This is a genomic window from Streptomyces sp. NPDC057010, from assembly GCF_042673805.1.
Lineage (GTDB): Bacteria > Actinomycetota > Actinomycetes > Streptomycetales > Streptomycetaceae > Streptomyces.
Genome location: NZ_JBHUSC010000036.1, coordinates 1 through 22,568, shown reverse-complemented (window position 1 = coordinate 22,568; position 22,568 = coordinate 1). Strand labels below are relative to the sequence as shown.

At 71.1% G+C, this 22,568-nt stretch carries 18 protein-coding genes; 9 read left to right on the top strand and 9 right to left on the bottom strand.

Annotation, left to right across the window (positions count from 1 at the left end):
- Positions 1 to 105: 105 nt before the first annotated feature.
- The 7 genes from ACFTXQ_RS25675 to ACFTXQ_RS25645 all read left to right on the top strand — a co-directional run bounded on the left by ACFTXQ_RS25675 (position 106) and on the right by ACFTXQ_RS25645 (position 10,752).
- Positions 106 to 723: a hypothetical protein gene (locus ACFTXQ_RS25675; RefSeq protein ID WP_382644607.1), complete on the top strand. Its 618-nt coding sequence runs from the start codon at positions 106 to 108 to the stop codon at positions 721 to 723.
- Between the two features lie 77 nt (positions 724 to 800).
- Positions 801 to 2,855: a thioredoxin domain-containing protein gene (locus ACFTXQ_RS25670; RefSeq protein ID WP_382644605.1), complete on the top strand. Its 2,055-nt coding sequence runs from the start codon at positions 801 to 803 to the stop codon at positions 2,853 to 2,855.
- A 291-nt stretch (positions 2,856 to 3,146) separates the two neighbouring features.
- Positions 3,147 to 4,505, top strand: coding sequence for a glycosyltransferase (locus ACFTXQ_RS25665; protein ID WP_382644603.1), 1,359 nt, complete (start codon positions 3,147 to 3,149; stop codon positions 4,503 to 4,505).
- Positions 4,502 to 6,211 (top strand): ArnT family glycosyltransferase, encoded by a 1,710-nt coding sequence (locus tag ACFTXQ_RS25660; protein ID WP_382644601.1) that lies wholly within the window; start codon positions 4,502 to 4,504, stop codon positions 6,209 to 6,211. The genes ACFTXQ_RS25665 and ACFTXQ_RS25660 overlap by 4 nt, the downstream gene beginning before the upstream one ends.
- A gap of 6 nt (positions 6,212 to 6,217) precedes the next feature.
- Positions 6,218 to 7,426, top strand: a complete 1,209-nt coding sequence (locus ACFTXQ_RS25655) for a glycosyltransferase (protein WP_382644599.1) — start codon at positions 6,218 to 6,220, stop codon at positions 7,424 to 7,426.
- Between the two features lie 23 nt (positions 7,427 to 7,449).
- Complete coding sequence (locus ACFTXQ_RS25650) at positions 7,450 to 9,873, top strand: galactose oxidase-like domain-containing protein (RefSeq protein ID WP_382644597.1); 2,424 nt, start codon at positions 7,450 to 7,452, stop codon at positions 9,871 to 9,873.
- A gap of 111 nt (positions 9,874 to 9,984) precedes the next feature.
- Positions 9,985 to 10,752: a hypothetical protein gene (locus tag ACFTXQ_RS25645; RefSeq protein ID WP_382644595.1), complete on the top strand. Its 768-nt coding sequence runs from the start codon at positions 9,985 to 9,987 to the stop codon at positions 10,750 to 10,752.
- A 17-nt stretch (positions 10,753 to 10,769) separates the two neighbouring features.
- On the opposite strand, the gene ACFTXQ_RS25640 is transcribed toward ACFTXQ_RS25645, so the two are convergent.
- Entirely contained in the window at positions 10,770 to 11,447 is a 678-nt protein-coding gene (locus ACFTXQ_RS25640) for a hemolysin III family protein (protein ID WP_382644593.1), read from the bottom strand.
- Between the two features lie 211 nt (positions 11,448 to 11,658).
- On the opposite strand from ACFTXQ_RS25640, the gene ACFTXQ_RS25635 reads away from it, so the two are divergent.
- Positions 11,659 to 13,500 carry a phosphoenolpyruvate carboxykinase (GTP) gene (locus tag ACFTXQ_RS25635; protein ID WP_382644591.1) on the top strand — a complete coding sequence of 614 codons (1,842 nt, stop codon included), beginning with the start codon at positions 11,659 to 11,661 and terminating at the stop codon, positions 13,498 to 13,500.
- Between the two features lie 159 nt (positions 13,501 to 13,659).
- On the opposite strand, the gene ACFTXQ_RS25630 is transcribed toward ACFTXQ_RS25635, so the two are convergent.
- The 4 genes from ACFTXQ_RS25630 to ACFTXQ_RS25615 all read right to left on the bottom strand — a co-directional run bounded on the left by ACFTXQ_RS25630 (position 13,660) and on the right by ACFTXQ_RS25615 (position 18,275).
- Complete coding sequence (locus tag ACFTXQ_RS25630) at positions 13,660 to 14,292, bottom strand: hypothetical protein (RefSeq protein WP_382644589.1); 633 nt, start codon at positions 14,290 to 14,292, stop codon at positions 13,660 to 13,662.
- On the bottom strand, positions 14,279 to 15,850 hold the full coding sequence (locus ACFTXQ_RS25625; RefSeq protein ID WP_382644587.1) for a substrate-binding domain-containing protein: 1,572 nt from the start codon (positions 15,848 to 15,850) through the stop codon (positions 14,279 to 14,281). Before ACFTXQ_RS25625 ends, ACFTXQ_RS25630 begins: the two co-directional genes overlap by 14 nt.
- A 137-nt stretch (positions 15,851 to 15,987) precedes the next feature.
- Positions 15,988 to 17,175 carry a toxic anion resistance protein gene (locus ACFTXQ_RS25620; RefSeq protein ID WP_382644586.1) on the bottom strand — a complete coding sequence of 396 codons (1,188 nt, stop codon included), beginning with the start codon at positions 17,173 to 17,175 and terminating at the stop codon, positions 15,988 to 15,990.
- On the bottom strand, positions 17,172 to 18,275 hold the full coding sequence (locus ACFTXQ_RS25615; protein ID WP_382644584.1) for a hypothetical protein: 1,104 nt from the start codon (positions 18,273 to 18,275) through the stop codon (positions 17,172 to 17,174). Before ACFTXQ_RS25615 ends, ACFTXQ_RS25620 begins: the two co-directional genes overlap by 4 nt.
- 137 nt (positions 18,276 to 18,412) lie before the next feature.
- On the opposite strand from ACFTXQ_RS25615, the gene ACFTXQ_RS25610 reads away from it, so the two are divergent.
- Positions 18,413 to 18,859 carry a hypothetical protein gene (locus tag ACFTXQ_RS25610; protein WP_382644582.1) on the top strand — a complete coding sequence of 149 codons (447 nt, stop codon included), beginning with the start codon at positions 18,413 to 18,415 and terminating at the stop codon, positions 18,857 to 18,859.
- A 315-nt stretch (positions 18,860 to 19,174) separates the two neighbouring features.
- On the opposite strand, the gene ACFTXQ_RS25605 is transcribed toward ACFTXQ_RS25610, so the two are convergent.
- From ACFTXQ_RS25605 to ACFTXQ_RS25590, 4 genes are all read right to left on the bottom strand, one after another.
- Positions 19,175 to 19,612 (bottom strand): hypothetical protein, encoded by a 438-nt coding sequence (locus tag ACFTXQ_RS25605; RefSeq protein WP_382644580.1) that lies wholly within the window; start codon positions 19,610 to 19,612, stop codon positions 19,175 to 19,177.
- A gap of 98 nt (positions 19,613 to 19,710) precedes the next feature.
- Positions 19,711 to 20,922: a pyridoxal phosphate-dependent aminotransferase gene (locus ACFTXQ_RS25600; RefSeq protein WP_382644578.1), complete on the bottom strand. Its 1,212-nt coding sequence runs from the start codon at positions 20,920 to 20,922 to the stop codon at positions 19,711 to 19,713.
- A 227-nt stretch (positions 20,923 to 21,149) separates the two neighbouring features.
- On the bottom strand, positions 21,150 to 21,683 hold the full coding sequence (locus ACFTXQ_RS25595) for a dihydrofolate reductase family protein (protein ID WP_382644577.1): 534 nt from the start codon (positions 21,681 to 21,683) through the stop codon (positions 21,150 to 21,152).
- Entirely contained in the window at positions 21,680 to 22,339 is a 660-nt protein-coding gene (locus ACFTXQ_RS25590) for a TetR/AcrR family transcriptional regulator (protein ID WP_382644575.1), read from the bottom strand. The genes ACFTXQ_RS25595 and ACFTXQ_RS25590 overlap by 4 nt, the downstream gene beginning before the upstream one ends.
- Positions 22,340 to 22,568: the final 229 nt, after the last annotated feature.

Genomic DNA, 22,568 nt, shown 5'->3' with positions numbered 1-22,568 from the left:
GTCCGTCGGGACGCCCGCGAGCGCGAGAGAATCTGAGCTAGTTCAGAGGGAGTTGGCGACCATACGGTCATGATGCGCTGAACCACGACCACGAACGGGGAACCGGTGACACCGGTACGAGAGATACGCACGGCCGCACGACTGATCGGCCGGCGCAACGCGCTGCGCTACCTGGCCATCGGCGTCGGAGCGTCGATGCTCGCGGCCTGCACGGGCAAGGGCACGACCAAGCCGGCGGACCCCGCCCCGGCGACACCGAGCACCCCCGCACCGGCCACCTCCGCACCCCCCACCGTGGCGGGCCGAGCCTTCGACGCCTTCATCAGGGGCGCCTGGACCATCGAATCGACCACGCCCGGCGGACACACGGCACGGGGCAAGGCCCAGGTCAACGCGGACGGCGGCGGCAACGGCGGCTGGTCCATCGAGTGGGCGGACGGCGGCGGCACCTGGAACGGCGGCTTCCTGCTGCGCGGCGGCCACCTGCGCCTCGACGTCTACGACGCCCCCAAGGGCGTCAACCGCCTCACCGGCGGCGAGGCGCTCACCGTCCCCGCCACCGTCGACGAGACCACCCCCCTCACCCTCCCCTGGAAGCCCCCGGGCCACGCGAACACGAACGACGGCCAGAAGCTGTCCGTCGAGTACGCCAAGAACACCCTCCGCATCCGCCACACAGAGCCGACCGGCAGCACCACCACCCACGTGTGCACCCGAGCGTGACCCCGCCCTCCGCCCACACCCGCGACCTGTCCCCACTCCTTCGGCGCTGATCCGATCTCGTGCGGCAGGATGGCCCCATGCCGAACCACCTCGCGAACGAGACCTCCCCCTACCTCCTCCAGCACGCCGACAACCCCGTCGACTGGTGGCCCTGGTCCCCGGAGGCCTTCGCGGAGGCGCGGGAGCGCGGCGTACCCGTTCTGCTAAGCGTTGGCTATAGCTCTTGCCATTGGTGTCATGTCATGGCCAACGAATCCTTCGAGGACGAGCTGTCCGCCGCGTACATGAACGAACACTTCGTCAACATCAAGGTGGACCGCGAGGAGCGCCCCGACGTCGACGCCGTCTACATGGAGGCCGTGCAGGCCGCCACCGGGCAGGGTGGGTGGCCGATGACCGTCTTCCTGACGGCCGATGCCGAGCCGTTCTACTTCGGGACCTACTTCCCGCCCGAGCCGCGGCACGGGATGCCCTCCTTCATGCAGGTGCTCGAAGGGGTGCGCATGGCGTGGGTGGGGCGGCCCGAGGAGGTCGCCGAGGTGGCGCAGCGGATCGTACGGGACCTGGCCGGGCGGCAGTTGGACTACGGGAAGGCCGGCACGCCCGGGCCCGAGGAGCTGGCGCAGGCGCTGCTGGGGCTGACGCGGGAGTACGACGCCGCGCGGGGCGGGTTCGGCGGGGCGCCGAAGTTCCCGCCGTCCATGGTGCTGGAGTTCCTGCTGCGGCACCACGCCCGGACCGGTTCCGAGGGGGCGTTGCAGATGGCCGCCGATACGTGCGAGGCCATGGCGCGGGGCGGTATCTACGACCAGCTCGGCGGCGGGTTCGCGCGGTACTCCGTGGACCGGGAGTGGGTCGTGCCGCACTTCGAGAAGATGCTGTACGACAACGCGCTGCTGTGCCGGGTGTACGCGCACCTGTGGCGGACCACCGGGTCAGACCTGGCCCGGCGCGTCGCGCTGGAGACCGCCGACTTCATGGTGCGGGAGCTGCGGACCGAGCAGGGCGGTTTCGCCTCCGCGCTCGATGCCGACAGTGAGGATCCGCTGACCGGCGAGCATGTCGAGGGGGCGTACTACGCGTGGACCCCGGCCCAGTTGCGGGAGGTGCTGGGGGAGGACGATGCCGAGCTGGCCGTCGCGTACTTCGGGGTGACCGAGGAGGGGACCTTCGAGCACGGCACGTCCGTGCTCCAGCTGCCCCAGGACGGGCCGGCGGCGGACGCCGGGCGGCTCGCGTCGATCCGGTGGCGGCTGCTCGCCGCGCGGGAGGAGCGGCCCGCGCCCGGGCGGGACGACAAGGTGGTCGCCGCGTGGAACGGGCTGGCCATCGCGGCCCTCGCCGAGTGCGGGGCCTTCTTCGAGCGGCCGGATCTCGTCGAGCGGGCCACCGAGGCCGCCGATCTGCTCGTCCGGGTGCACATGGACGGGCGGGCCCGGCTCGCGCGGACCAGCAAGGACGGCCATGTGGGCGTGAACGCCGGTGTGCTGGAGGACTACGGGGACGTGGCCGAGGGGTTCCTCGTTCTCGCCTCCGTCACCGGGGAGGGGGTGTGGCTGGAGTTCGCCGGGTTCCTGGTCGATCTCGTGCTGGACCGGTTCACCGCCGAGGACGGGTCCCTCTACGACACCGCGCACGATGCCGAGAAGCTGATCAGGCGGCCCCAGGACCCCACCGACACCGCCGCCCCCTCGGGCTGGACCGCCGCCGCCGGCGCGCTGCTCTCGTACGCCGCGCACACCGGATCGGAGGTGCACCGTACGGCGGCCGAGCGGGCGCTCGGGGTGGTGGAGGCCCTCGGGCCGCGTGCGCCGCGCTTCATCGGGCACGGGCTGGCGGTCGCGGAGGCGCTCCTGGACGGTCCGCGCGAGGTCGCGGTGGTCGGTCATCCGGAGGATCCGGCCCGGGCGCTGCTGCACCGGACGGCGTTGCTGGGGACGGCTCCCGGGGCTGTCGTGGCCACGGGGATGCCGCGTGCGGCGGACGGGAGTGGAGGGGAGTTCCCCCTTTTGGCCGAGCGCACACTCGTGCACGACCTTCCGACGGCGTATGTGTGTCGACATTTCGTCTGCGCGCGGCCTACGACAGATCCGGTCGAGCTGGCGGAGCAGTTGGGTACGGTTCGTCCCTGAACCGACCGGAGTACCGTCAATTCCGGTTGTCCGTACGCTTGTTCAGTAACAGGGTTTTCATCCGGACGGCTCCTGACTTTCATTTCCGCTGCCTAGTCTCGTGTCGTTCGAGACGCATCGACGCATCGACGCATCGACACATCGACACATCGACACATCGACATCGACACAGCGCGCTGGGGGGTGCGCGAGGGGGGAAGCGGAGGGCGGCGGGCCGGGGGGCCCGCCGCGTGCCTCCGGGGGGTTTCACGGTTCGCCGCCTGGGGTTGCGGCAGTCTGTGGGGGGACGGTTTGTACACCTCTGTGTTCATTTCCATAATTTCGCTTGCGCTGTTCGGGATCGCCGCGTTCACGCTCTGGTGGCAGATGCACGCGTGGCGGACGCCGGAGACGCTCGCGTCGACCCGGTTCGACCGCCCCGACGGGGGCGGCCGGCTGGCCTTTTCCCTGTTGTTGCCGGCCCGCCACGAACAGGCGGTGCTGGAGCACACGATCGACCGGCTGCTGGAATCGAGCCACCACGACTACGAGATCATCGTGATCGTCGGGCACGACGACCCGGAGACCGCCGCCGTCGCCGAGCGCGCGGCCGCGCGGGCCGCCGAACGGGCGCCCGGCCTCGTACGCGTCGTCGTCGACCACCACGAGACCAAGAACAAGCCGAAGGCCCTCAACACCGCCCTGCCGCACTGCCGGGGGGACATCGTCGGGGTCTTCGACGCCGAGGACCAGGTCCACCCGGAGCTCCTCGCCCACGTCGACCACGCCTTCCGGTCCACCGGCGCCGACGTGGTCCAGGGCGGGGTCCAGCTCATCAACTTCCACTCCAGCTGGTACAGCCTGCGCAACTGCCTGGAGTACTTCTTCTGGTTCCGCTCCCGGCTGCACCTGCACGCCGAGAAGGGCTTCATCCCGCTCGGCGGCAACACCGTCTTCGTGCGCACCGAGGTGCTGCGCGAGGCGGGGGGCTGGGACCAGAACTGCCTCGCCGAGGACTGCGACCTGGGGGTGCGGCTGTCGTCGGTCGGCAAGAAGGTGGTCGTCGCCTACGACTCCGACATGGTCACGCGCGAGGAGACGCCGGGCTCGCTGATGAGCCTGCTCAAGCAGCGGACCCGCTGGAACCAGGGCTTCCTCCAGGTGTACCGGAAGAAGGACTGGCGGCAGCTGCCCGGCCGCGGGCAGCGCTGGCTGGCCCGCTACACCCTGATGACCCCGTTCATGCAGGCCGCCTCCGGGGTGATCATCCCGCTCAACTTCGCCGTCGCGGTCTTCGTCGACGTCCCGGTCGGCATCGCGATCATCACCTTCCTGCCCATGATCACGGCGATGGTGACCTTCGTCTTCGAGATCGTCGGCCTGCACGACTTCGGCCGCCAGTACGGGCTGCGCGTGCGCTTCGTGCACTACGTCAAGCTAGTGGTCGGCGGCCCCTTCTACCAGGTCATGCTCGCCGGCGCCGCGATCCGCGCGGTCTGGCGCGAGCAGCGCGGCCGCAACGAGTGGGAGCTGACGAGCCACACGGGCGCCCACCTGACGACGGCCACCACCACGGCCCCCGTCCCCGCCGCGACGGCCGCCACCTCCGCCGCCTCCTCTGCTTCCGCCGCCTCCTCCGCCTCCGCGATCCGAGAGGACAGCCACCAGTGACCGCCACCCTGCCCACGGCCACTGATCCCCAGTCCGCGACCGCCACGGCCACCGCCACGGCGACCGCCACCGACGCGCAGCGCCTGCCCGTCCGGCGCCTGCCGGGCGAAGGCTCCGGCGGACTCGGTGTCCGCCCGCCCGCGCCCGCCAGGCCGCTGGTCCGGTTCCGCAGCTCCCGCCCCGACCTGCTGCTCTGCGGCGCCCTGCTGCTGGTCATCGTCTTCGTCCAGGGCTGGAACATCACCGATTTCCCCACCCTCAGCGACGACGAGGGCACCTACCTCGCCCAGGCGTGGGCGGTCCAGCAGGGCGACGGCCTGGCCCACTACACGTACTGGTACGACCACCCGCCCCTCGGCTGGATCCAGATCGCGGGCCTGACCTACCTGCCGTCCCTCTTCGTGCCCGACTCGATGACCGTCGCGTCGATGCGGTTCTCGATGCTGGCGGTCTCCGCCGCCGGCTCGGTCCTGATCTACGTCCTCGCGCGCCGGCTGTGGCTGCCGCGCTGGGCGGCCGGGCTCGCGATGGCCCTCTTCGGGCTGTCGCCGCTCTCCGTCGTGCTCCAGCGGGAGATCTTCCTCGACAACCTCGCCGTGGTGTGGATGCTGCTGGCGTTCTGCCTCGCCGCGTCGCCCAGCCGCCACTTGTGGCACCACTTCGGCTCGGGACTGGCGGCCGCCACCGCCGTCCTGACCAAGGAGACGATGCTGGTGGTGCTCCCGGCGCTGCTGGTGACCATGTGGCGCCACAGCCACCGCGACACCCGCAAGTTCGCCGTCACCGGAGCCATCACCGCCTGCGCGCTGATCGGGCTGTCGTACCCGCTGTTCGCGCTGCTCAACAGCGAGCTGCTGCCCGGCGCCGGCCACGTCTCGCTCGTCGACGGCATCACCTACCAGATGAGCCGCCCGGGCTCCGGCTTCATCCTCACCCCCGGCTCCGGCTCGAACGGGGTCTTCCGGTCCTGGCTGTACTACGACACCGTCCTGCCCCTGGGCGGGCTGGCCGGTGCCGTCCTGCTGCTGCTGACCCTGCGGTGGTCGGTCACCGCCCGGGCGCTCGCCGGGCCGGCGCTGGCCGCCGTGATCCTGGGCCTCGTCGCGATGCGGCCCTCCGGCTACCTTCCGGCGATGTACGTGATCCAGGCGCTGCCGTTCCTGGCGCTGGTCCTCGCGGGCGGCGCGGCCAGCATCACGCACGCGGTGCTGCGCCGCCGCCGTTCGCCCGGGGAGCGCCGGCCGGTGGTGTGGGCGCGCCGGGTCCTGGTCTGCGTACTGGCCGCGTCCGCCGCGCTGTACGTGCTGCCGCGCTGGTACGAGGGCAACCGCACCGCGCTCACGGCCGACGCGAACGCCCCGTACCGGCAGGCCGCGGCCTGGCTCGGCAGCGAGGTCGCCGAGCCGGCGAAGACCCGCGTCCTGCTCGACGACGCGCTGTGGCTGGACGCCGTCCACCGCGGCTTCGAGCCCGGGCTCGGCGCCATCTGGTTCTACAAGGCCGATCTCGACCCCGCCGTGACCAAGACCCTGCCGGGCGGCTGGCGGGACATCGACTACGTGGTGTCCTCGCCCACCGTGCGCCGCGACGCGGTGGACCTGCCGAACGTGAAGGCCGCACTGGAGCATTCGACGGCGGTCGCCGTCTTCGGCTCGGGCGAGGACCGCATCGAGATACGCCGGACCGACCGCGAGAGTGGGAGCTGAGCCGCCATGAGCGAGGACCTGTGGTCCCTTCCTGCCCCGATCGATACGGAACTGGCCGCTCCGCAGTCGGTGACCGGCAGCGTCACCCTCATCGTCCCGACCTTCAACGAGGCGGGCAACATCGGCGAGTTGTTGCGCAGGCTCGGTGACGCCCTCCCCGAACCCGAACACCTGCCCTGCGCGGTGCTGTTCGTCGACGACTCCACGGACGACACCCCGGCCGTCATCGAGAAGGCGGCCGGCGAGTACCCCTTTCCGGTGGCGGTCCTGCACCGGGAGGTCGCCGAGGGCGGCCTCGGCGGCGCGGTCGTCGAGGGCATCAGGCGGGCGGACACCGACTGGATCGTCGTCATGGACGCCGACCTCCAGCACCCGCCCCACCTGGTGCCCGAGCTCGTCGGCGAGGGCGAGCGCACCGGCGCCGACCTCGTCGTCGCCTCCCGCTACATCAGCGGCGGCAGCCGGGCCGGGCTCGCCGGGAGCTACCGGATCGCCGTCTCGCGCGGCGCGACCTGGCTGACCAAGGGGCTCTTCCCCCGCGCCCTGCGCGGGATCAGCGACCCGATGAGCGGCTTCTTCGCCATGCGCCGCTCGGCCGTCACCTCGCAGGCCCTCAGGCCCCTCGGCTACAAGATCCTGCTGGAGCTGGCGGTGCGCTGCCGCCCGGGCAAGGTCGCCGAGGTCCCGTTCGTCTTCCAGGACCGCTACTCGGGCGAGTCCAAGTCCACCGCCCGCGAGGGCATGCGCTTCCTGGCCCACCTGGCCGCGCTGCGCTCCGCGGCCCCGCTGGCCCGGATGATCGGCTTCGGGCTGATCGGGCTCTCCGGTTTCGTGCCGAACCTGGCCGCGCTGTGGCTGCTGACGCACGCCGGGATGCACTACCTCCCGGCGGAGATCGTCGCGAACCAGGCCGGGGTGCTGTGGAACTTCCTCCTCATCGAGACGCTGCTGTTCCGCGACCGGCGCCGGCACCGGCACTGGGCGGACCGGGTCGGGCGGTTCGCGCTGCTCGTCAATGCCGATCTGCTGCTGCGGATCCCGCTGATCGCGCTGTTCGTCGCCCGGTTCGGGATGGCGGTGCTGCCCGCCACCGCGCTGGCGCTGGTCACCACCTTCGTCCTGCGGTTCGCGGCCACCGAGGCGCTCGTCTACCTGCCACGCAAGGGGAGCAAGGGGCGCGAGGTGCACGACGCCGGGCGCCACACGAAGAGTTGAGCCGCACAGAAGGGAACCTTTCGATGCGACTGAAGATCCGGCGGAGGGCCGGGCGGCGGGCCGCCCTGCTGGCCGTCGGGGCGATGACCGCGGGCCTGCTGCTCACCGCACCGCAGCAGGCCACGGCCGGAGCGCCCAATCTGCTCACCAATCCCGGTTTCGAGACGGCCGGTGCGCCCGGCGCCGACATGCCGTCCTGCTGGTCCAAATCGGGCTGGGGCGACAACGACTTCACCTTCGCGACCGTCTCCGACGCGCACAGCGGCACCAAGGCGGTGAAGGTCTCGCTGACCCGCCGCGTGGACGGTGACCGCAAGGCGCTGGTCACCGAGAACAGCGCCTGCGCCCCGACCGTCACGCCGGGCAGGCAGTACGACCTGTCCGCCTGGTACAAGTCGAACACCCCGGACGTCTCGGTGACGGTGTTCCGCCGTGAGGCCTCGACCGGGACCTGGCAGTACTGGACCGACCTGCAGAATCCGCCGGTCAGCGCCGGCTGGGCGCGCACGGCCGTCCGTACGCCGGCCGTCCCGCCCAACACCGACAAGATCGCGTGGGGGCTCTCGGTGTACGGGGTGGGCACGCTGACCACCGACGACTACGCGCTGGAGGAGGTGGGGGCGCTCCCGCCGCAGCCCACCTGCTCGGGCACGGCCGAGGAGTGCGCCAAGGGCAAGTGGGAGGTGATCCCCGCCAAGAACCCGGTGCGTTCGATGCACGCCGTGGTCCTGAAGAACGGCAAGGTGCTGCTGATCGCGGGTTCGGGCAACGACATCGCCCAGTTCAACGCGGGCACCTTCACCTCGGCCGTCTACGACCCGGCGAACGGCTCCTTCAAGACGGTCCCCACGCCCGTGGACATGTTCTGCTCGGGCCACGTGCAGCTGGCGGACGGCCGGGTGCTGGTGATGAGCGGCAACAAGGGCTATCCGTCCGCCGACGGCAAGATCGGCTACCAGGGGCTGAAGGACAGTTACGTCTTCGACCCGGCGACCGAGCAGTACACGAAGACCAACGACATGAACGGCGGGCACTGGTACCCGTCGGCGACGATCCTCGGCAACGGTGACGTGATCTCCTTCGGCGGTCTGAAGGAGGACTCCACGGGCAACGTCACCGCGGAGAAGTTCTCGGCGGCGCAGAACAAGTGGCTGCCGATGAACGAGGTCAACCAGACCTGGTCCTACTGGGGCCTGTACCCGTCGATGATCCTCATGCAGGACGGGCGGCTCTTCTACTCGGGCAGCCACACCTTCGGCAACAACACCGCCGGCTCCGGCTCCTCGGTCTACGACTACGGCGCCAACACCATCACGGACGTGCCCGGCCTGCGGAAGAAGGACGAGCGCGACGAGTCGGCGAGCGTGCTGCTGCCCCCGGCGCAGGACCAGCGGGTGCTGACGATCGGCGGCGGCAACAACGAGACCAACCCGGCCGCGAACCGGATCACCGACATCATCGACCTGAAGAAGCCGAGCCCCGCCTACACGGCCGGCCCGGACCTCCCGCAGGGCCTGGTCGACACCGGCACGGGCAAGCGGCCGCAGACCGGCGCCGAGGGCAAGATGTACGTGTCGGCCGTGCTGCTGCCCGACGGGAAGGTGCTGGAGACGGGCGGCGGGCTGCACGACCGGGCCGACCCGGTCTACGAGGCCTCGTTCTTCGACCCGGCGACCAACACCTACCAGGCGGGCCTGGCCGCCGACCCGATCCCGCGCACGTACCACTCGGCGTCGTTCCTGATGCCCGACGGCCGCGTCATGTCGGTCGGCGACAACCCGGGCAACGGCACCTACAACCACAACGTGTCGATCTACACCCCGCCCTACCTCTTCAAGGGCGCGCGCCCGCAGATCACCTCGGTGATCGACGCGCAGTGGGTGTACGGGGACACGCAGCGGATCACCGTCAACCGGCCGGTGGCCAAGGCGGAGCTGATCCGTCCGGCGGCGGTCACCCACTCCTCGGACCCGAACCAGCGGTTCGTGGACCTGCCGATGACGGTCGTCAACGGCACCACCGTCGACCTCAACGTCACCAGCAACCCGAACCTGGCGCCGCCCGGCTGGTACATGCTCTTCGCGGTCGACGCGAACGGCATCCCCTCGGTCGCGCAGTGGGTGCACCTGGGCGGCGCCCCGGCCCTGGCCGCCGCCGCCGGGGAGCAGCCCTCGGCGCACGAGCACGCCTTCGCGGACAGGCTCGGCCCCGCCAAGGCGAACCCCGCCCCGCGGGACTCGGTCCCGGTCGCGCCCGCCGTCGCGGGCTGCGACCGCCACTACGGCAAGGTCAACCTGTGCGTGCCGACCCGCTTCCCGGCGGAGGTGAAGGAGACGACGAAGGCCCGCTGCGACTGGCTGGCCGCCCACCAGTACCCGAAACGCATGAAGGTCAACGGCAGCGACCCGCTGCGCCTGGACCCCGACCGGGACGGCTACGCCTGCTAGCCGGCCGGCACCGGGCAGGTGCCCCGCCGCGGCCGGCGGCGGGGCACCTGCTGGGCCGTTCGGCCCAGCAGGGCGAATGCGGGCCCCGGCCCGCCGTGCGATAACGGGATCATGACGCAGTCCCCGAGGGCCACGGCCGCGGAAATCAAGATCAGCTTTGCCGGTGCGGAGGCCGGGGCGGCGTTCGACGCCCTGGAGCTCGACCGTGAGGAGGGGCGCTCCCGCGTCATCCACTTCTGGGACAGGCCGAGGAAGTCGGCCGGCGCCGGGATCCTGCTGCCCCTGCTGGAGGAGGGGCTCATCCTGCGCCTGCGCCGCGACCGGGAGGCGCCCGGGTCCAAACGGAAGGCGGACCTGACCGTCAAACTGCGGCCGTGCCCCATGGTTCCACCGCGCTGGCAGCGCGAGCGCGAGGAGGAGGACTGGGAGTTCAGGATCGAGGAGGACAGGGCCGGGCCCTCGTTCACCCCCGTGCTGGCGGCCTCGCTGGAGGCCGAGCGGAAGTTCGGGGCCGCGCTCGACGCCGAACGCGGCGCGCTCGACGGCCTGCTGATCGAGCCGCAGCTGGACCTGCTGGAGGCCGCCGGCGCGGGGGTCGACGACCTCGACGGGCTGGTGGCGCTCGGCCCGGTGCACGCCGTCAGGTGGAAGCAGGACGACTGGGACGAAGTGCCCGGATCCGTGGCGATCGAGGAGTGGACCACCGCCGGCGAACTGCGGTTCCTGGAGGTCTCGGTGCGCGCGGACCTCGCGGAGGCGGCCCCGGTCCAGGACCTGCTCGCAGAGGCGCTGCGGGAGCGCGGCCTGACCCCGCCGCAGTCCGGGGAGACCAAGACCCGGGCCGTGCTGACCGCCCTCGCCCGGGACCGGCTGCGCTGACCGGGCCGGCCGCGCGCTCAGTGCGCGTAGGCGGCCAGCGAGATGCCGACGTAGTGCGCGACGAACGCCGCGAGGGTCAGCGAGTGGAAGACCTCGTGGAACCCGAAGAACCGCGGTGAGGGGTTGGGCCGCTTCATCCCGTAGATGACCCCTCCCACGCTGTAGAGGAGACCGCCGACGATCACCAGGACCAGGACGGCGATGCCGCCGGTGCGCATGAAGTCGGGCAGGAAGAAGACCGCCGCCCAGCCCATGGCTATGTAGCAGGGGGTGTAGAGCCAGCGCGGTGCGCCGACCCAGAAGACGCGGAAGGCGATGCCGGCGGCGGCCGCGAGCCACACCGCCCACAGCAGGGTCCGCCCGGTCGAGGGCGGGAGCAGCAGGACCGTCAGCGGGGTGTAGGTGCCCGCGATGATCAGGAAGATGTTGGCGTGGTCGAGGCGGCGCAGGATGGCCTCGCCGCGCGGGCCCCAGGTGCCGCGGTGGTAGACCGCGCTGACCCCGAAGAGCAGGCAGGCCGTGAGGATGTAGACCCCGCAGGCCGCGCGCGCCCGGGCCGAGTCGGTCAGGGCCATCAACACCAGACCCGCGATCACCACGGCGGGGAACATCCCGGTGTGCAGCCAGCCGCGCATCAGCGGCTTGGCCTCCGGCTCGGCCGGCGCGGCGGCGGGGTCAGAAGTCATGGTCCACATGCTACCTACGGGTCCGTAGGTTTCGGTTAGTCCTCTTTACGGAAGATTGACGGACGTGGCGATGCTCACGTGAGAGGCCCTCTGGACATATGCGCACACGCACCGGATGATCAGATGAGTGCGGTCGACACCGGATGAGCGGAGCGCGAAGCGTCCGGGTCGCAGCCCCCACGGGGCACACACCAAACAAACCCCTCAACAAGGAGCAATCGTGGCGCGCGACAACGCGGCTCCCACCTCTTCCGGTCCGACAAGCCCCACCGACCACGCAGAGCTGATCTCCTGGGTGGACGAGATCGCTGCCCTCACCCAGCCCGACCGCATCGTCTGGTGCGACGGCTCCGAGGCCGAGTACGAGCGCCTGTGCGAGGAGCTCGTCGCCAAGGGCACGTTCAAGAAGCTCGACGAGACCAAGCGCCCGAACTCGTACTACGCCGCCTCCGACCCGTCCGACGTCGCGCGCGTCGAGGACCGGACCTTCATCTGCTCCGAGAAGGAAGAGGACGCGGGCCCCACGAACCACTGGAAGGCCCCCGCGGAGATGAAGGACATCTTCGCCGGCGAGAAGGGGATCTTCCGCGGCTCCATGAAGGGCCGCACGATGTACGTCGTCCCCTTCTGCATGGGCCCCCTCGGCTCCGAGCTCTCCGCGATCGGCGTCGAGATCACCGACTCCGCCTACGTCGCGGTCGCCATGCGCACCATGACCCGCATGGGCAAGCCCGTCCTCGACGAGCTCGGCACCGACGGCTTCTTCGTCAAGGCCGTCCACACCCTCGGCGCTCCGCTCGCCGAGGGCCAGGCCGACGTCCCGTGGCCCTGCAACACCACCAAGTACATCTCGCACTTCCCCGAGACCCGCGAGATCTGGTCCTTCGGCTCCGGCTACGGCGGCAACGCCCTGCTCGGCAAGAAGTGCTACGCCCTGCGCATCGCCTCCGTCATGGCCCGCGACGAGGGCTGGCTCGCCGAGCACATGCTGATCCTCAAGCTCACGCCGCCGGCCGGCGAGGGCGAGACGAAGTACGTCGCGGCCGCGTTCCCGTCCGCCTGCGGCAAGACCAACCTCGCCATGCTGGAGCCCACGATCCCCGGCTGGCAGGTCGAGACCATCGGCGACGACATCGCCTGGATGCGCTTCGGCGAGGACGGCCGCCTCTACGCGATCAACCCCGAGGCCGGCTTCTTCGGCGTCGCCCCCGGCACCGGCGAGCACACCAACGCCAACGCCATGAAGACGATGTACGCGAACACCGTCTTCACCAACGTCGCGCTCACCGACGACGGCGACGTGTGGTGGGAGGGCATGACCGAAGAGGCGCCGGGGCACCTCATCGACTGGAAGGGCAACGACTGGACTCCGGACTCGGAGACCCCGGCCGCCCACCCCAACGCCCGCTTCGCCGTCCCGGCCTCCCAGTGCCCGACGATCGCCCCCGAGTGGGAGGACCCCAAGGGCGTCCCGATCTCCGCGATCCTCTTCGGCGGCCGCCGCGCCTCCGCCGTGCCGCTGGTCACCGAGTCCTTCGACTGGAACCACGGCGTCTTCATCGGCTCGAACATCGCCTCCGAGAAGACCGCCGCCGCCGAGGGCAAGGTCGGCGAGCTGCGCCGCGACCCCTTCGCCATGCTGCCGTTCTGCGGCTACAACATGGGCGACTACATGGCCCACTGGGTCAAGGTCGCCGCCGACAAGGACCAGTCGAAGCTCCCGAAGATCTACTACGTGAACTGGTTCCGCAAGAACGACGCGGGCAAGTTCGTCTGGCCCGGCTTCGGCGAGAACAGCCGCGTCCTGAAGTGGATCGTCGGCCGCCTCGACGGCACCGCCGAGGGCGTCGAGACCCCCATCGGCATCCTGCCGACCAAGGACTCCCTCGACCTCGACGGCCTGGACCTGCCGGCCGCCGACCTCGACTTCCTCCTCACCGTCGACAAGGAGGTCTGGCGCGAGGAGGCCGCCCTGGTCCCCGAGCACCTGAACACCTACGGCGACCACACTCCCAAGGAGCTGTGGGACCAGTACCACGCGCTCGTCGAGCGCCTGGGCTGATGTGAACTTCCCGACCCGGGTGCACGAACACCCGGGTCGGGGAACCTCCGGCCCGGGTGCACGAACACCCGGGCCGGTACACGTAGGACGCGCCCGGCGGGGCCTTCCGCCGGGCGCGTCCTCATGTGCGGACGCGTCCTCGTGTGCGGGCGACGCGGGTCAGGAGCGGCCCCGGTCCTCCAGGTACGTCGTCTGCGTCTGCTGGCGGGCGCCGTCCGCATCGCGCAGGGCCGCCGTCAGCCGCTCCGCCTCGTCGTACAGCACCACCAGCTGACGCTCCAGGTGCCGCTCGGGCGATTCCGACCCCGGCGTCAGCCGGTTCCACCACCGGGCCCGGTTGTAGGCGTCCACGCAGTCCGGCAGGTCCTGCCGGATCGCCCGCGACAGCACGTGCACCGACTCCGCGTCGCCCGCCAGCACCTCCGCCACCCACCCCGGATCGAGCAGCGCACCGTACAGCGCCAGCAGCTCGCTCAGCCTGCCGCCCGCCGCCGGCGGAAGCTCCACCTCGTCGAGGTACTCCCGCAACCGCCCGAAGTCCTCGCGCAGGACGCCGAGTTCCTCGCGCAGGTCCGGCGGCTCGGGCTTCACCGGCACCTCCGGCGGGGCGATCAGCGCCCCCGCCCCGTACAGCCCGGCGACCACCACCGGCCAGTACGAGCCGGCCACCCCGGCGACGCTCAGACCCAGGCCGGCCACGCCGCAGGCGGACCCGGCGAGGTTCTTCTTCGACTCCAGGTACCCGCGCACCCGGCCCGCACCGGCGGCCCGGCCGGCCCTACTGGTAGCCACGGATCTCCTCGAAGGCCCCGTCGAGCGAACCGTTCCCGTCGGTGGCGTCGAAGAGCCGCCCGCCGGTCAGTTCGGTGATGTGGGTGAGCTCCTTGCGGTCCGAGTCGCCGAACAGCACCGCGAAGACCGGCGTGTGCTTCTGCGCCTCGGGCAGCGCCGCGTAGAAGGAGTCGAAGTGCCCGGCGCCCGGCCCCTCCGTGTTCTGGCCGTCCGTCATCAGCACGATCGAGGTGAACGCGTCCGCGTTGCCCTGCCCCAGGTGCTGGTACGCCGCCTCCAGGCTGCCGTAGACGGCCGTACCGCCCGCCGGCTCCAGCGACTTCACGTCACCGCGGACCGCGTCCAGGGCCGGCCCCGGATTGCCCGGCTCCACGACGTGCGTCATGACCTTCTTCACCTTGTCGCCGAAGGGCAGCAGCGTCACCTCCTCGCGGTCCCGGAACCGCTGCCCCGTCCCCGAACTCCCGGTGCCCGTCAGCTCGGTGAGCGCCGTCTTCAGCCGCCCGATGCGGCCCTCGTCGCCCATCGACCCCGAGGTGTCGAGGACGTACACCGTCCGCGAGGGCCGGCGCAGCTCGTTCTCGTACGAGGCCAGCAGCCCGTCGGCCACCGACCGCGAGCCGGGGAACGGCAGCTCGCGCCGCTTCTCCCCGTCCAGTCCGGCGGCCGGCGCCACCCCGGCGGCCACCGGCCGGCGCAGCGTCCGCTCGGTGATCGCCTTCTGCGCCCCGGCGCCGCGCAGGTACTCCGTCAGCGCCCGCCCCGACTCGCGGGCCCCGGCCGGGGACGAGGTCAGCAGGGTCAGCGGATAGTGGGCGGTGACCACGCCGTCCTTCGGCCGGATCACCGTCAGCCCCGCCTTCGCGTCCCGGTTCATGGCCAGCAGTACGGACTCGTAGTTGACCAGCGCGTCCACGTCCCCGCGCTTGCCGTACGCGGCCGCCAGCCAGCCGGAGGACCCGGAGGTCAGCTTCTGCCCGGCGAAGAACTCCTTGAGCCGGGGTGCGGCGGCCTGCACATCGGCATCGGTCAGCGCGGCCTGCGCCCCCGACAGCCCGGAGGCCACCGATACGAGCGCGGAGAACCCGGAGTTGGACCGCACCGGATCGGTCATCCCGTACGTCAGCTTCCCGGCGGCGACGGCCTGGTGCACCGCCGACCAGGTCACCTCCTCGGGCTTCCACCCGAGCCGGGCCAGCGCCTCCGGCTTGACGCCGAGAGCCACGGGCGAGGACATCACCGGCGTCTCGTTGGCGATCTTCCCGGCGGCCTCGGGGCGCAGCCGCAGGTAGTCGTTGGAGGACAGCCAGATCGCGTCGTACTTCCCGTCGGCCTTCCCGGACGCGACCTGCTCTACGGCGTCGAGGGTCCCCGACCAGGTGAGGCGCACACTGACCCCGGTGGCCTTCCTCGCCTCCTCCAGCACCGGCTGCACATCGGCGAGCTCACTGGAGGCCAACACCCGCAGCGTCCCCTCCTCGTACGCGGTCGGCTTCGGATCGACGGGCTTGTCGGAGGAGGTGCACGCGGTCACGGTGACGAGCACGGCAAAGGCCAAGAGCGCGCCGGCCCCTCTCAGCCTCGCCGGCGTTTGAGGCGCGGGGTGTGGGGCAGAGCCCCAGTTTCGGGAAGGGGCGGGGTGGGGAAGGGCCCCGCGCAGCGGCCGCCAACGCCGCCGGCCCTGCTGGGCACCGCTCACCGGCCACCCCCCTCAAGCGCCCCGGAAGTCCGCGTCCGCGCCAGATACGCCGAGGCCGTCTGCAACTCCCCCGTCAGGGACTCCACCGTCGCCGCCATGCTCTCCGTGGCCTGCACCTTGAACGTGTCGATCGCGTCCAGCGTCTCGTAGATCTGCCCGAACGCCACCCGCAGGGTCTCCGTCCCCACCGCCGGATCGGCCGCGATCCGCTGGATCTCCCCGCTCTGCGTGGACAGCATCGCCGCGTTCCCCCGGATCAGCTCCTCCGTCGTCCCCCGCAGCGCGTTGACCTGCTCGACCACCTTCCGCTGGTTGTCCAGCGCCGCGGCCAGCATCACGGCGATCCGCAGCGCCGACACGGTCGTCGTGGCCGCCCGGTCGACCCCCTTGATCAGCTCGTCGTTGTTCCTGCGGACCACGTCCATGGCCAGGTACCCCTGCGCACAGACGGCCAGCTGCGTCAGCAGATCCTGATGCTTCTGCCGCACCGGGAACAGCACGTCGGCCCGCATCGCATCGGCGGCCTGCGGATCCGCGTACTGCGCCTCGGCTATCCGCTGCTCGACGGCGGCGTCCAGAGCCTCGGTGAGGACCGCGTACTCCTGGAGCTTGCCCATGGTCTCCCACAGGCGGGCCCGCTCGGTGTGCAGGGCGGCGTTGTCGCGGCGCAGCTCGTCCTGCCCGCTGCGCAGCGCGCCGACGATCCGGTTCAACGTCGCCTGGGAGGAGGCGTACTTCGCCACGTGGTCGCGGAACCTGTTGCCGCCCGGCAGCTTCGAGAGCAGCTTGCCGAACCCCTTCACGGCGGATTCCCGCGGATCGAGATCCTCCACGGTCCGCCGCAGTTCGACGAGCGAGCCGCCCACCCGCGCCTGGGCGTCGCCCCCGCCGTCCGTGCCGAGGGACCGTACGGCCCGCTCCAGCATCCGGTTGGACTGCTGGGCGGCGGAGCGGATGTCGGCCGAGCCGAGCCCGGCGATCTCCCCGATGCGGGTGGCGAACTCGGGGGATCGGCTGTCGATCCCGGCGAGCGAGCCGACGTACTCACCGGCCCGCCGGGCCATTTCTTCCCGTACGCCGTCCTCGAGCGGAACGAGTCCCGCCGCCTGCTCCCGGCGTACGGGGGCGACGGGCTCGGGAGCGGTGAGGACGAGCGGTGTGTCCTCGGGAGGTGTGAGTGTCACGGTGTGTCCCCCTGGCCCTTGGCGCGTGCGGCGAGCGCCATCAGGATCTTGACGGTGGGTGTGCCGACCTGGCGGATGCCGGTCAGCGCGGGGTTGAGGTACGCGGCGTGCGGGGCGGTCGCGGCGGTGAACTCGGGCACGCCGTCCTGCGGGCGGAACCCGTGGCGCAGGGCCAGCTCGCGCAGCTTCGGGTCGGTGGCGAGGAGGGTGCCGAGATCCTTGGCCTTGTCGCCGAGCGGGACGAAGGTGTGCGCCGTGTTGACGGTGGTGTCCGGGTAGAGCACCACCATGTCGTCGATGTTCCCCGCTCCCTGCTTCTGGAGCAGCAGGGAGGCGACCTGCGATTCGTACACCAGGATCAGCGGTTCGCCGCTGCCGCTGATGAAGGCCCGGAAGGGGTCGTCGGTGCTGGGCTCCAGGGCGCCCTGGACGGAGATCAGCTTGCGCAGCAGGGGCGCGGTGCGTGCGATCCCGGCGTCGTCGGCGACGACGCTGTTGCCGTTGGCGACGTTGGAGGTGGCGGCGAGGAACAGCGCGCCGGAGTTGGAGGTGGCCGGGTCGGTGGTCTTGATGAACACGGTGCCGGTCAGCTCGGCGTGCGCGGCGGAGCCGGGCAGCTGCTGCCAGGTCCGGTCCTCGGCGGCGGCCTTGAGGAAGGGGCCCATGAGCAGGGTCCCGGAGTTCTTCCCGCCCATCTTCACGAGGCCGTTGCCTGCGAGGACCCCGGCGGCGTTGGAGCGGGCGATGACGACGAGCGGGGAGAAGAACGGCTTGGTTTCCTGGGCCCCCTTGATCCCGGCGGCTGCTTCCACCTCCTTGGCGGGTTCACTGCTGCTGGGGAAGGCGAAGTCGTAGTCCTTCAGGGCGAGTTGATCCATCGCCCAGGAGCCTGAGGTCTCCGTCTTCACGGTGTAGCCCTTGGCGGCAAGAGCCTTGACGACATCGGGGTCGCGGAAGAATTCGGACTTCTCCGAGCCGATGACGCCACGCACGGTCTTCGTTGCCGGCGTTCCCGGGTTTTCCTGCCCCTTGAAGAAGGCGACGAAGACGGCGCCGCCGATCAGGAGGAGGCCCAGGACGATTCCTAGGTTGCGTCTCACGGGTGCAGCGTGCTCGCGGAAACCCACATTCCGCGGTGAGTTGAATGAACGTCGGGTGTCGAGCCGGTCCCACTTCGAAATGCTGTGTGAGCCCGCCGGTGCTGGTGGCCGGGGCGGCGCCCGAGGAGGATCGTGCCATGGTCGTGAGCGTGAACGTGAGCACGAGCGCGTTGAAATGGCAGGGCTGGGCGGTGGGCCTGGTGACACTGGCCGGGCTGCTGGTGTTCGCCCCGCTGGGCCTGTACGTATGGGCCAGCGGCGGCGGCCCCGTCGCTGCGGAGCAGCGGGCGGCGCTGGAGTACGTACGGGTCACCGGGTGCCGAATCGATCCGGCGAGCCGGCGGGTGGTGGCGCCGGTGGAGGCGACGGGCCGCGCCGAGGGCACGGGCGAGTACGTCGTGACGGTGGAATTCCGCGACGCACCCCCACCGGACCCGGGCTCCCGCACGGCCCAGTCCCTGCTGAAGATCCCGGGCGTGGCCCCGGCCGCCATGGAATCCGCCGAAGCCATCGGCCCGGTCTGGCCCCCGTCCACACCCCCCTGGTGCGGAATCGCGGCGGCAACCTTCACCCGCACGCCGTAGCCCGGCCTGGATCCAGCCCCGCCGGCGTTTGAGGCGGGGGCTGTACCCGCGCGTGGGCACTCAGGCGGGCCAAATCCAGCCCCGCCGGCGTTTGAGGCGCGGGGCCCGGGGCGGAGCCCCGATCTTGTAGCCGCGCGTGCGCACTCAGGCGGGCCGATTCAGCCCCGCCGGCGTTTATGAGGCGCGGGGTCCGGGGCGGAGCCCCGGCAGCGGCGCCGCAGACGGGAACGGGCGGCACCCCCGAGAGGCACCGCCAAGCCCCCCGCAGGGGCATGGCACCCGGTCCGGAGCCTCCGCGGCCCCGGACCGGGGCCGTCAGTGGGCGCCCGCCAGGTCCCGCGAGGCATCCAGGGACGCCAGCGCAGCGGCATGCGCATCCATCCGCTCAGCGGCAAGGATCGCAACGGTGGTATCGGCCCGCGACGCGGCAACGAGCAGCGCACGCGCGGCAAGGTCATGCGCCCGCCGGTGCAGGGCAGCGGCACTGTCCCCGGTCGGCGCGGGGTCCTGCTGCGGCACCCGGCCGGGCTGGGCCCCCCGAAGCCGCGCGACCTGCGCGGCGATCTCGGTGGCGCCCTCCTCGAACCCGAGCCCGACCAGCCCGAGCTCGTCGGTCACGGCGAGCAGGGCCGTCAGGTGTCCGGCGAGCTGGATGTCCAGCGCCTCGCCGCGGCTGCGGTGCGGATAGTCGGGCTCGGTCGGGCTGCCACCCATGCGGTGGACGACCGACTTGGGGCGGATCGGCTCGTACATGAGGTGGCCTCCTGCGTGGTCAGGAGACCATCCTACATTGGATCCGTTCTAAAGTTGAATTCGATCCTGATCGGCGAGGGATGTGTCTCACCAAACGGTCACGGCTGGCTGTACCCGTCCAGGAAGTTCCCGATCCGCGTCACCGCATCGCCCAGATCCTTCGCGTTCGGCAGCGTCACGATCCGGAAGTGATCCGGCTCGGGCCAGTTGAAGCCCGTACCGTGCACGACCATGATCTTCTCGGCGCGCAGCAGGTCGAGGACCATCTGCCGGTCGTCCTTGATCTTGTAGACCGAAGGGTCGAGCTTCGGGAACAGGTACAGCGCACCCTTCGGCTTCACGCAGGTGATGCCGGGGATCTGCGTCAGCAGCTCGTACGCCGTGTCGCGCTGCTCCAGCAGCCGCCCGCCCGGAAGCACGAGGTCGGTGATCGACTGGCGGCCGCCGAGCGCGGTGGCGATCGCGTGCTGCGAGGGCACGTTGGCGCACAGCCGCATGTTGGCCAGGATCGTCAGGCCCTCGATGTACGACGAGGCGTTCTTCTTGGGCCCGCAGACGGCCATCCAGCCCGCCCGGTACCCGGCGACGCGGTAGTTCTTCGACAGCCCGTTGAAGGTGAGGGTGAGCAGGTCCGGCGCGATGGCGGCGGTGTTCGTGTGCGTGGCGCCGTCGTAGAGGATCCGGTCGTAGATCTCGTCCGAGCAGACGACCAGGTTGTGCCGCCGGGCGATGTCCGTCAGGCCGCGCAGCATCTCGTCGTCGTAGACGGCGCCGGTCGGGTTGTTCGGGTTGATGATCACGATCGCGCGGGTGCGGTCGGTGATCTTGCGCTCGATGTCGGCGAGGTCCGGCATCCAGTCGGACTGCTCGTCGCACCGGTAGTGCACGGCGGTACCGCCGGCGAGCGACACGGAGGCGGTCCACAGCGGGTAGTCCGGCGCCGGAACCAGCACCTCGTCGCCGTCGTCGAGCAGCGCCTGCATCGACATCTGGATCAGCTCGGAGACGCCGTTGCCGAGGTAGATGTCCTCGACGTCCAGGTCGATGCCCTTGGTCTGGTAGTGCTGCATGACCGCGCGGCGCGCGGAGAGCAGCCCCTTCGCGTCCCCGTACCCGTGGGCCGTGCCCAGGTTGCGGAGCATGTCCTCAAGGATCTCCGGCGGGCACTCGAAGCCGAAGGCCGCGGGGTTGCCGGTGTTGAGCTTGAGGATGCGATGACCTGCTGCTTCGAGCCGCATCGCCTCTTCGAGGACGGGGCCGCGGATCTCGTAGCAGACATTGGCGAGTTTCGTTGACTGGATCACCTGCATGACGGGAGCTTACGGGCCCGGGCGCCCGCCCGCCGAGGTATTCCTACGCGCGACGCGGGAGCGATATGTCCCGTTTCGCGCGATGGGAGGGTGGCGGCACGCTATGCCCTTGGAAACGGGGGCGGGCCGCGGCCGCCACCTGCGGAATGGGTGAGTACGGGTTCGGGGCCGCGGGGTGGTGTTGCGCTCGTCACCTTGGGGGCGGGGCCGCCGGCCGGCGGGACGGATCAGAGGGTGGTGTACGTGGCCTGCGTGAACCCGGCGCCGAGCGCCTTGGCCGACTGGAGGGTGAGCCTGACGTCCCTGCCGCCGAGCTCGCCGAAGAGCCGGATGCCGGTCCCGATGAGCACGGGCGCGGTGGTGACCGTCAGCTCGTCCAGCAGACCTTCCCGCAGGAAGGCCTGCACCATCTGCCCGCCGTCCACGTACACGCTCTTCGCCCCGGCGTCGGCCAGCCCGGCCAGCAGCTCGTCGAGGGAGCGGTAGACGGTGATCCGCTCGTCGTCGGTGTCCAGCGTGGTGCTCAGGACGGCCACGCGCTTGCCCTCGTATGGCCAGAACCCGAAGGTCAGCACCTTCTCGTACGTGTTGCGGCCCATGGCGAGGGTGTCGATCCCGGCGATGAAGTCCTGGTAGCCGGTGTCCCCGACCTCCTCCGCGCTGTACCCGGTCAGCCACTCGATGTCGCCGTCGGGGCGGGCGATGAACCCGTCGAGGCTGACGCCGATGGTGGTGGCGGTGCGGAAGCTGAGCTCGCTCACGGTGTTACCTCTTCGTCGTCGGGGTGCAGATGGGGATGGGGATGGGGATGGGGATGGGGATGGGGGTGCGAATGCAGATGTGGCCTCAGGGCGGTATCGAGCGCGAGGAGCCGACGCCCGGCGAGGGTCCCCTCCCGGTCCACGGCCCACAACACACCGGCTCCGGTCGTGGCCGCCTGGACCGACCGGGCCAGCAGCGCGGTATCGGTCCCCGGAAGCAGCTCCCCGGCGGCCACCGCCTCCTCCAGCAGGGCGCGTACGGCGGCCTCTTCGGCCTGCTGGGCGGCGAGGGCCAGGCGGTGCAGCTCGGGGTCCGCGAGGTCGGCACACAGGAACGCCAGGTGATTCGCGAACTCCTCCGCGCTCGCCACGCCACTCCAGGCCCCGCCGGTCAGCGCCGCGAGCGCGGCGAGCGGCGAGGCGTGCTCGGCCCGCACCCGTACGCGCTGCTCCCCGGCCTCCTGCGCACTGCGCTCGGCGAGCGCGACCAGCATCCCCCGCTTGGACCCGAACCGCTGCACGAGCGTCCCGGCCACCAGCCCCACCTCCCCGGCAACGGCCGCAAGCGTCAGCCGAGCCGGCCCGGTCCGCCCCATGACGCGCACGGCGGCCTGAAGGATCACGGCATCATCGATGCTGCGGGGCCGTCCGGCCACGGTTCCCCACCTCCCAGTTAATAAATGACTGTTCGTTCATTAAAGCGGGAGCGGCGGGCCGAGGCAAGGGGGGCGGGGGCGGAAGCGAGGAGCGGGCCGGCGGCTTCGGAATGGTCGGGGCCCAAGTAACCGGCACCAGAGAAGGTTTGGGGGTTTCCCGCCAGTCTCATCGTCCTTCCGCGCCGGCCCGGCCTGTCAAGGGCGCTCCTTCGTCGCGTCGCTTCGCGAT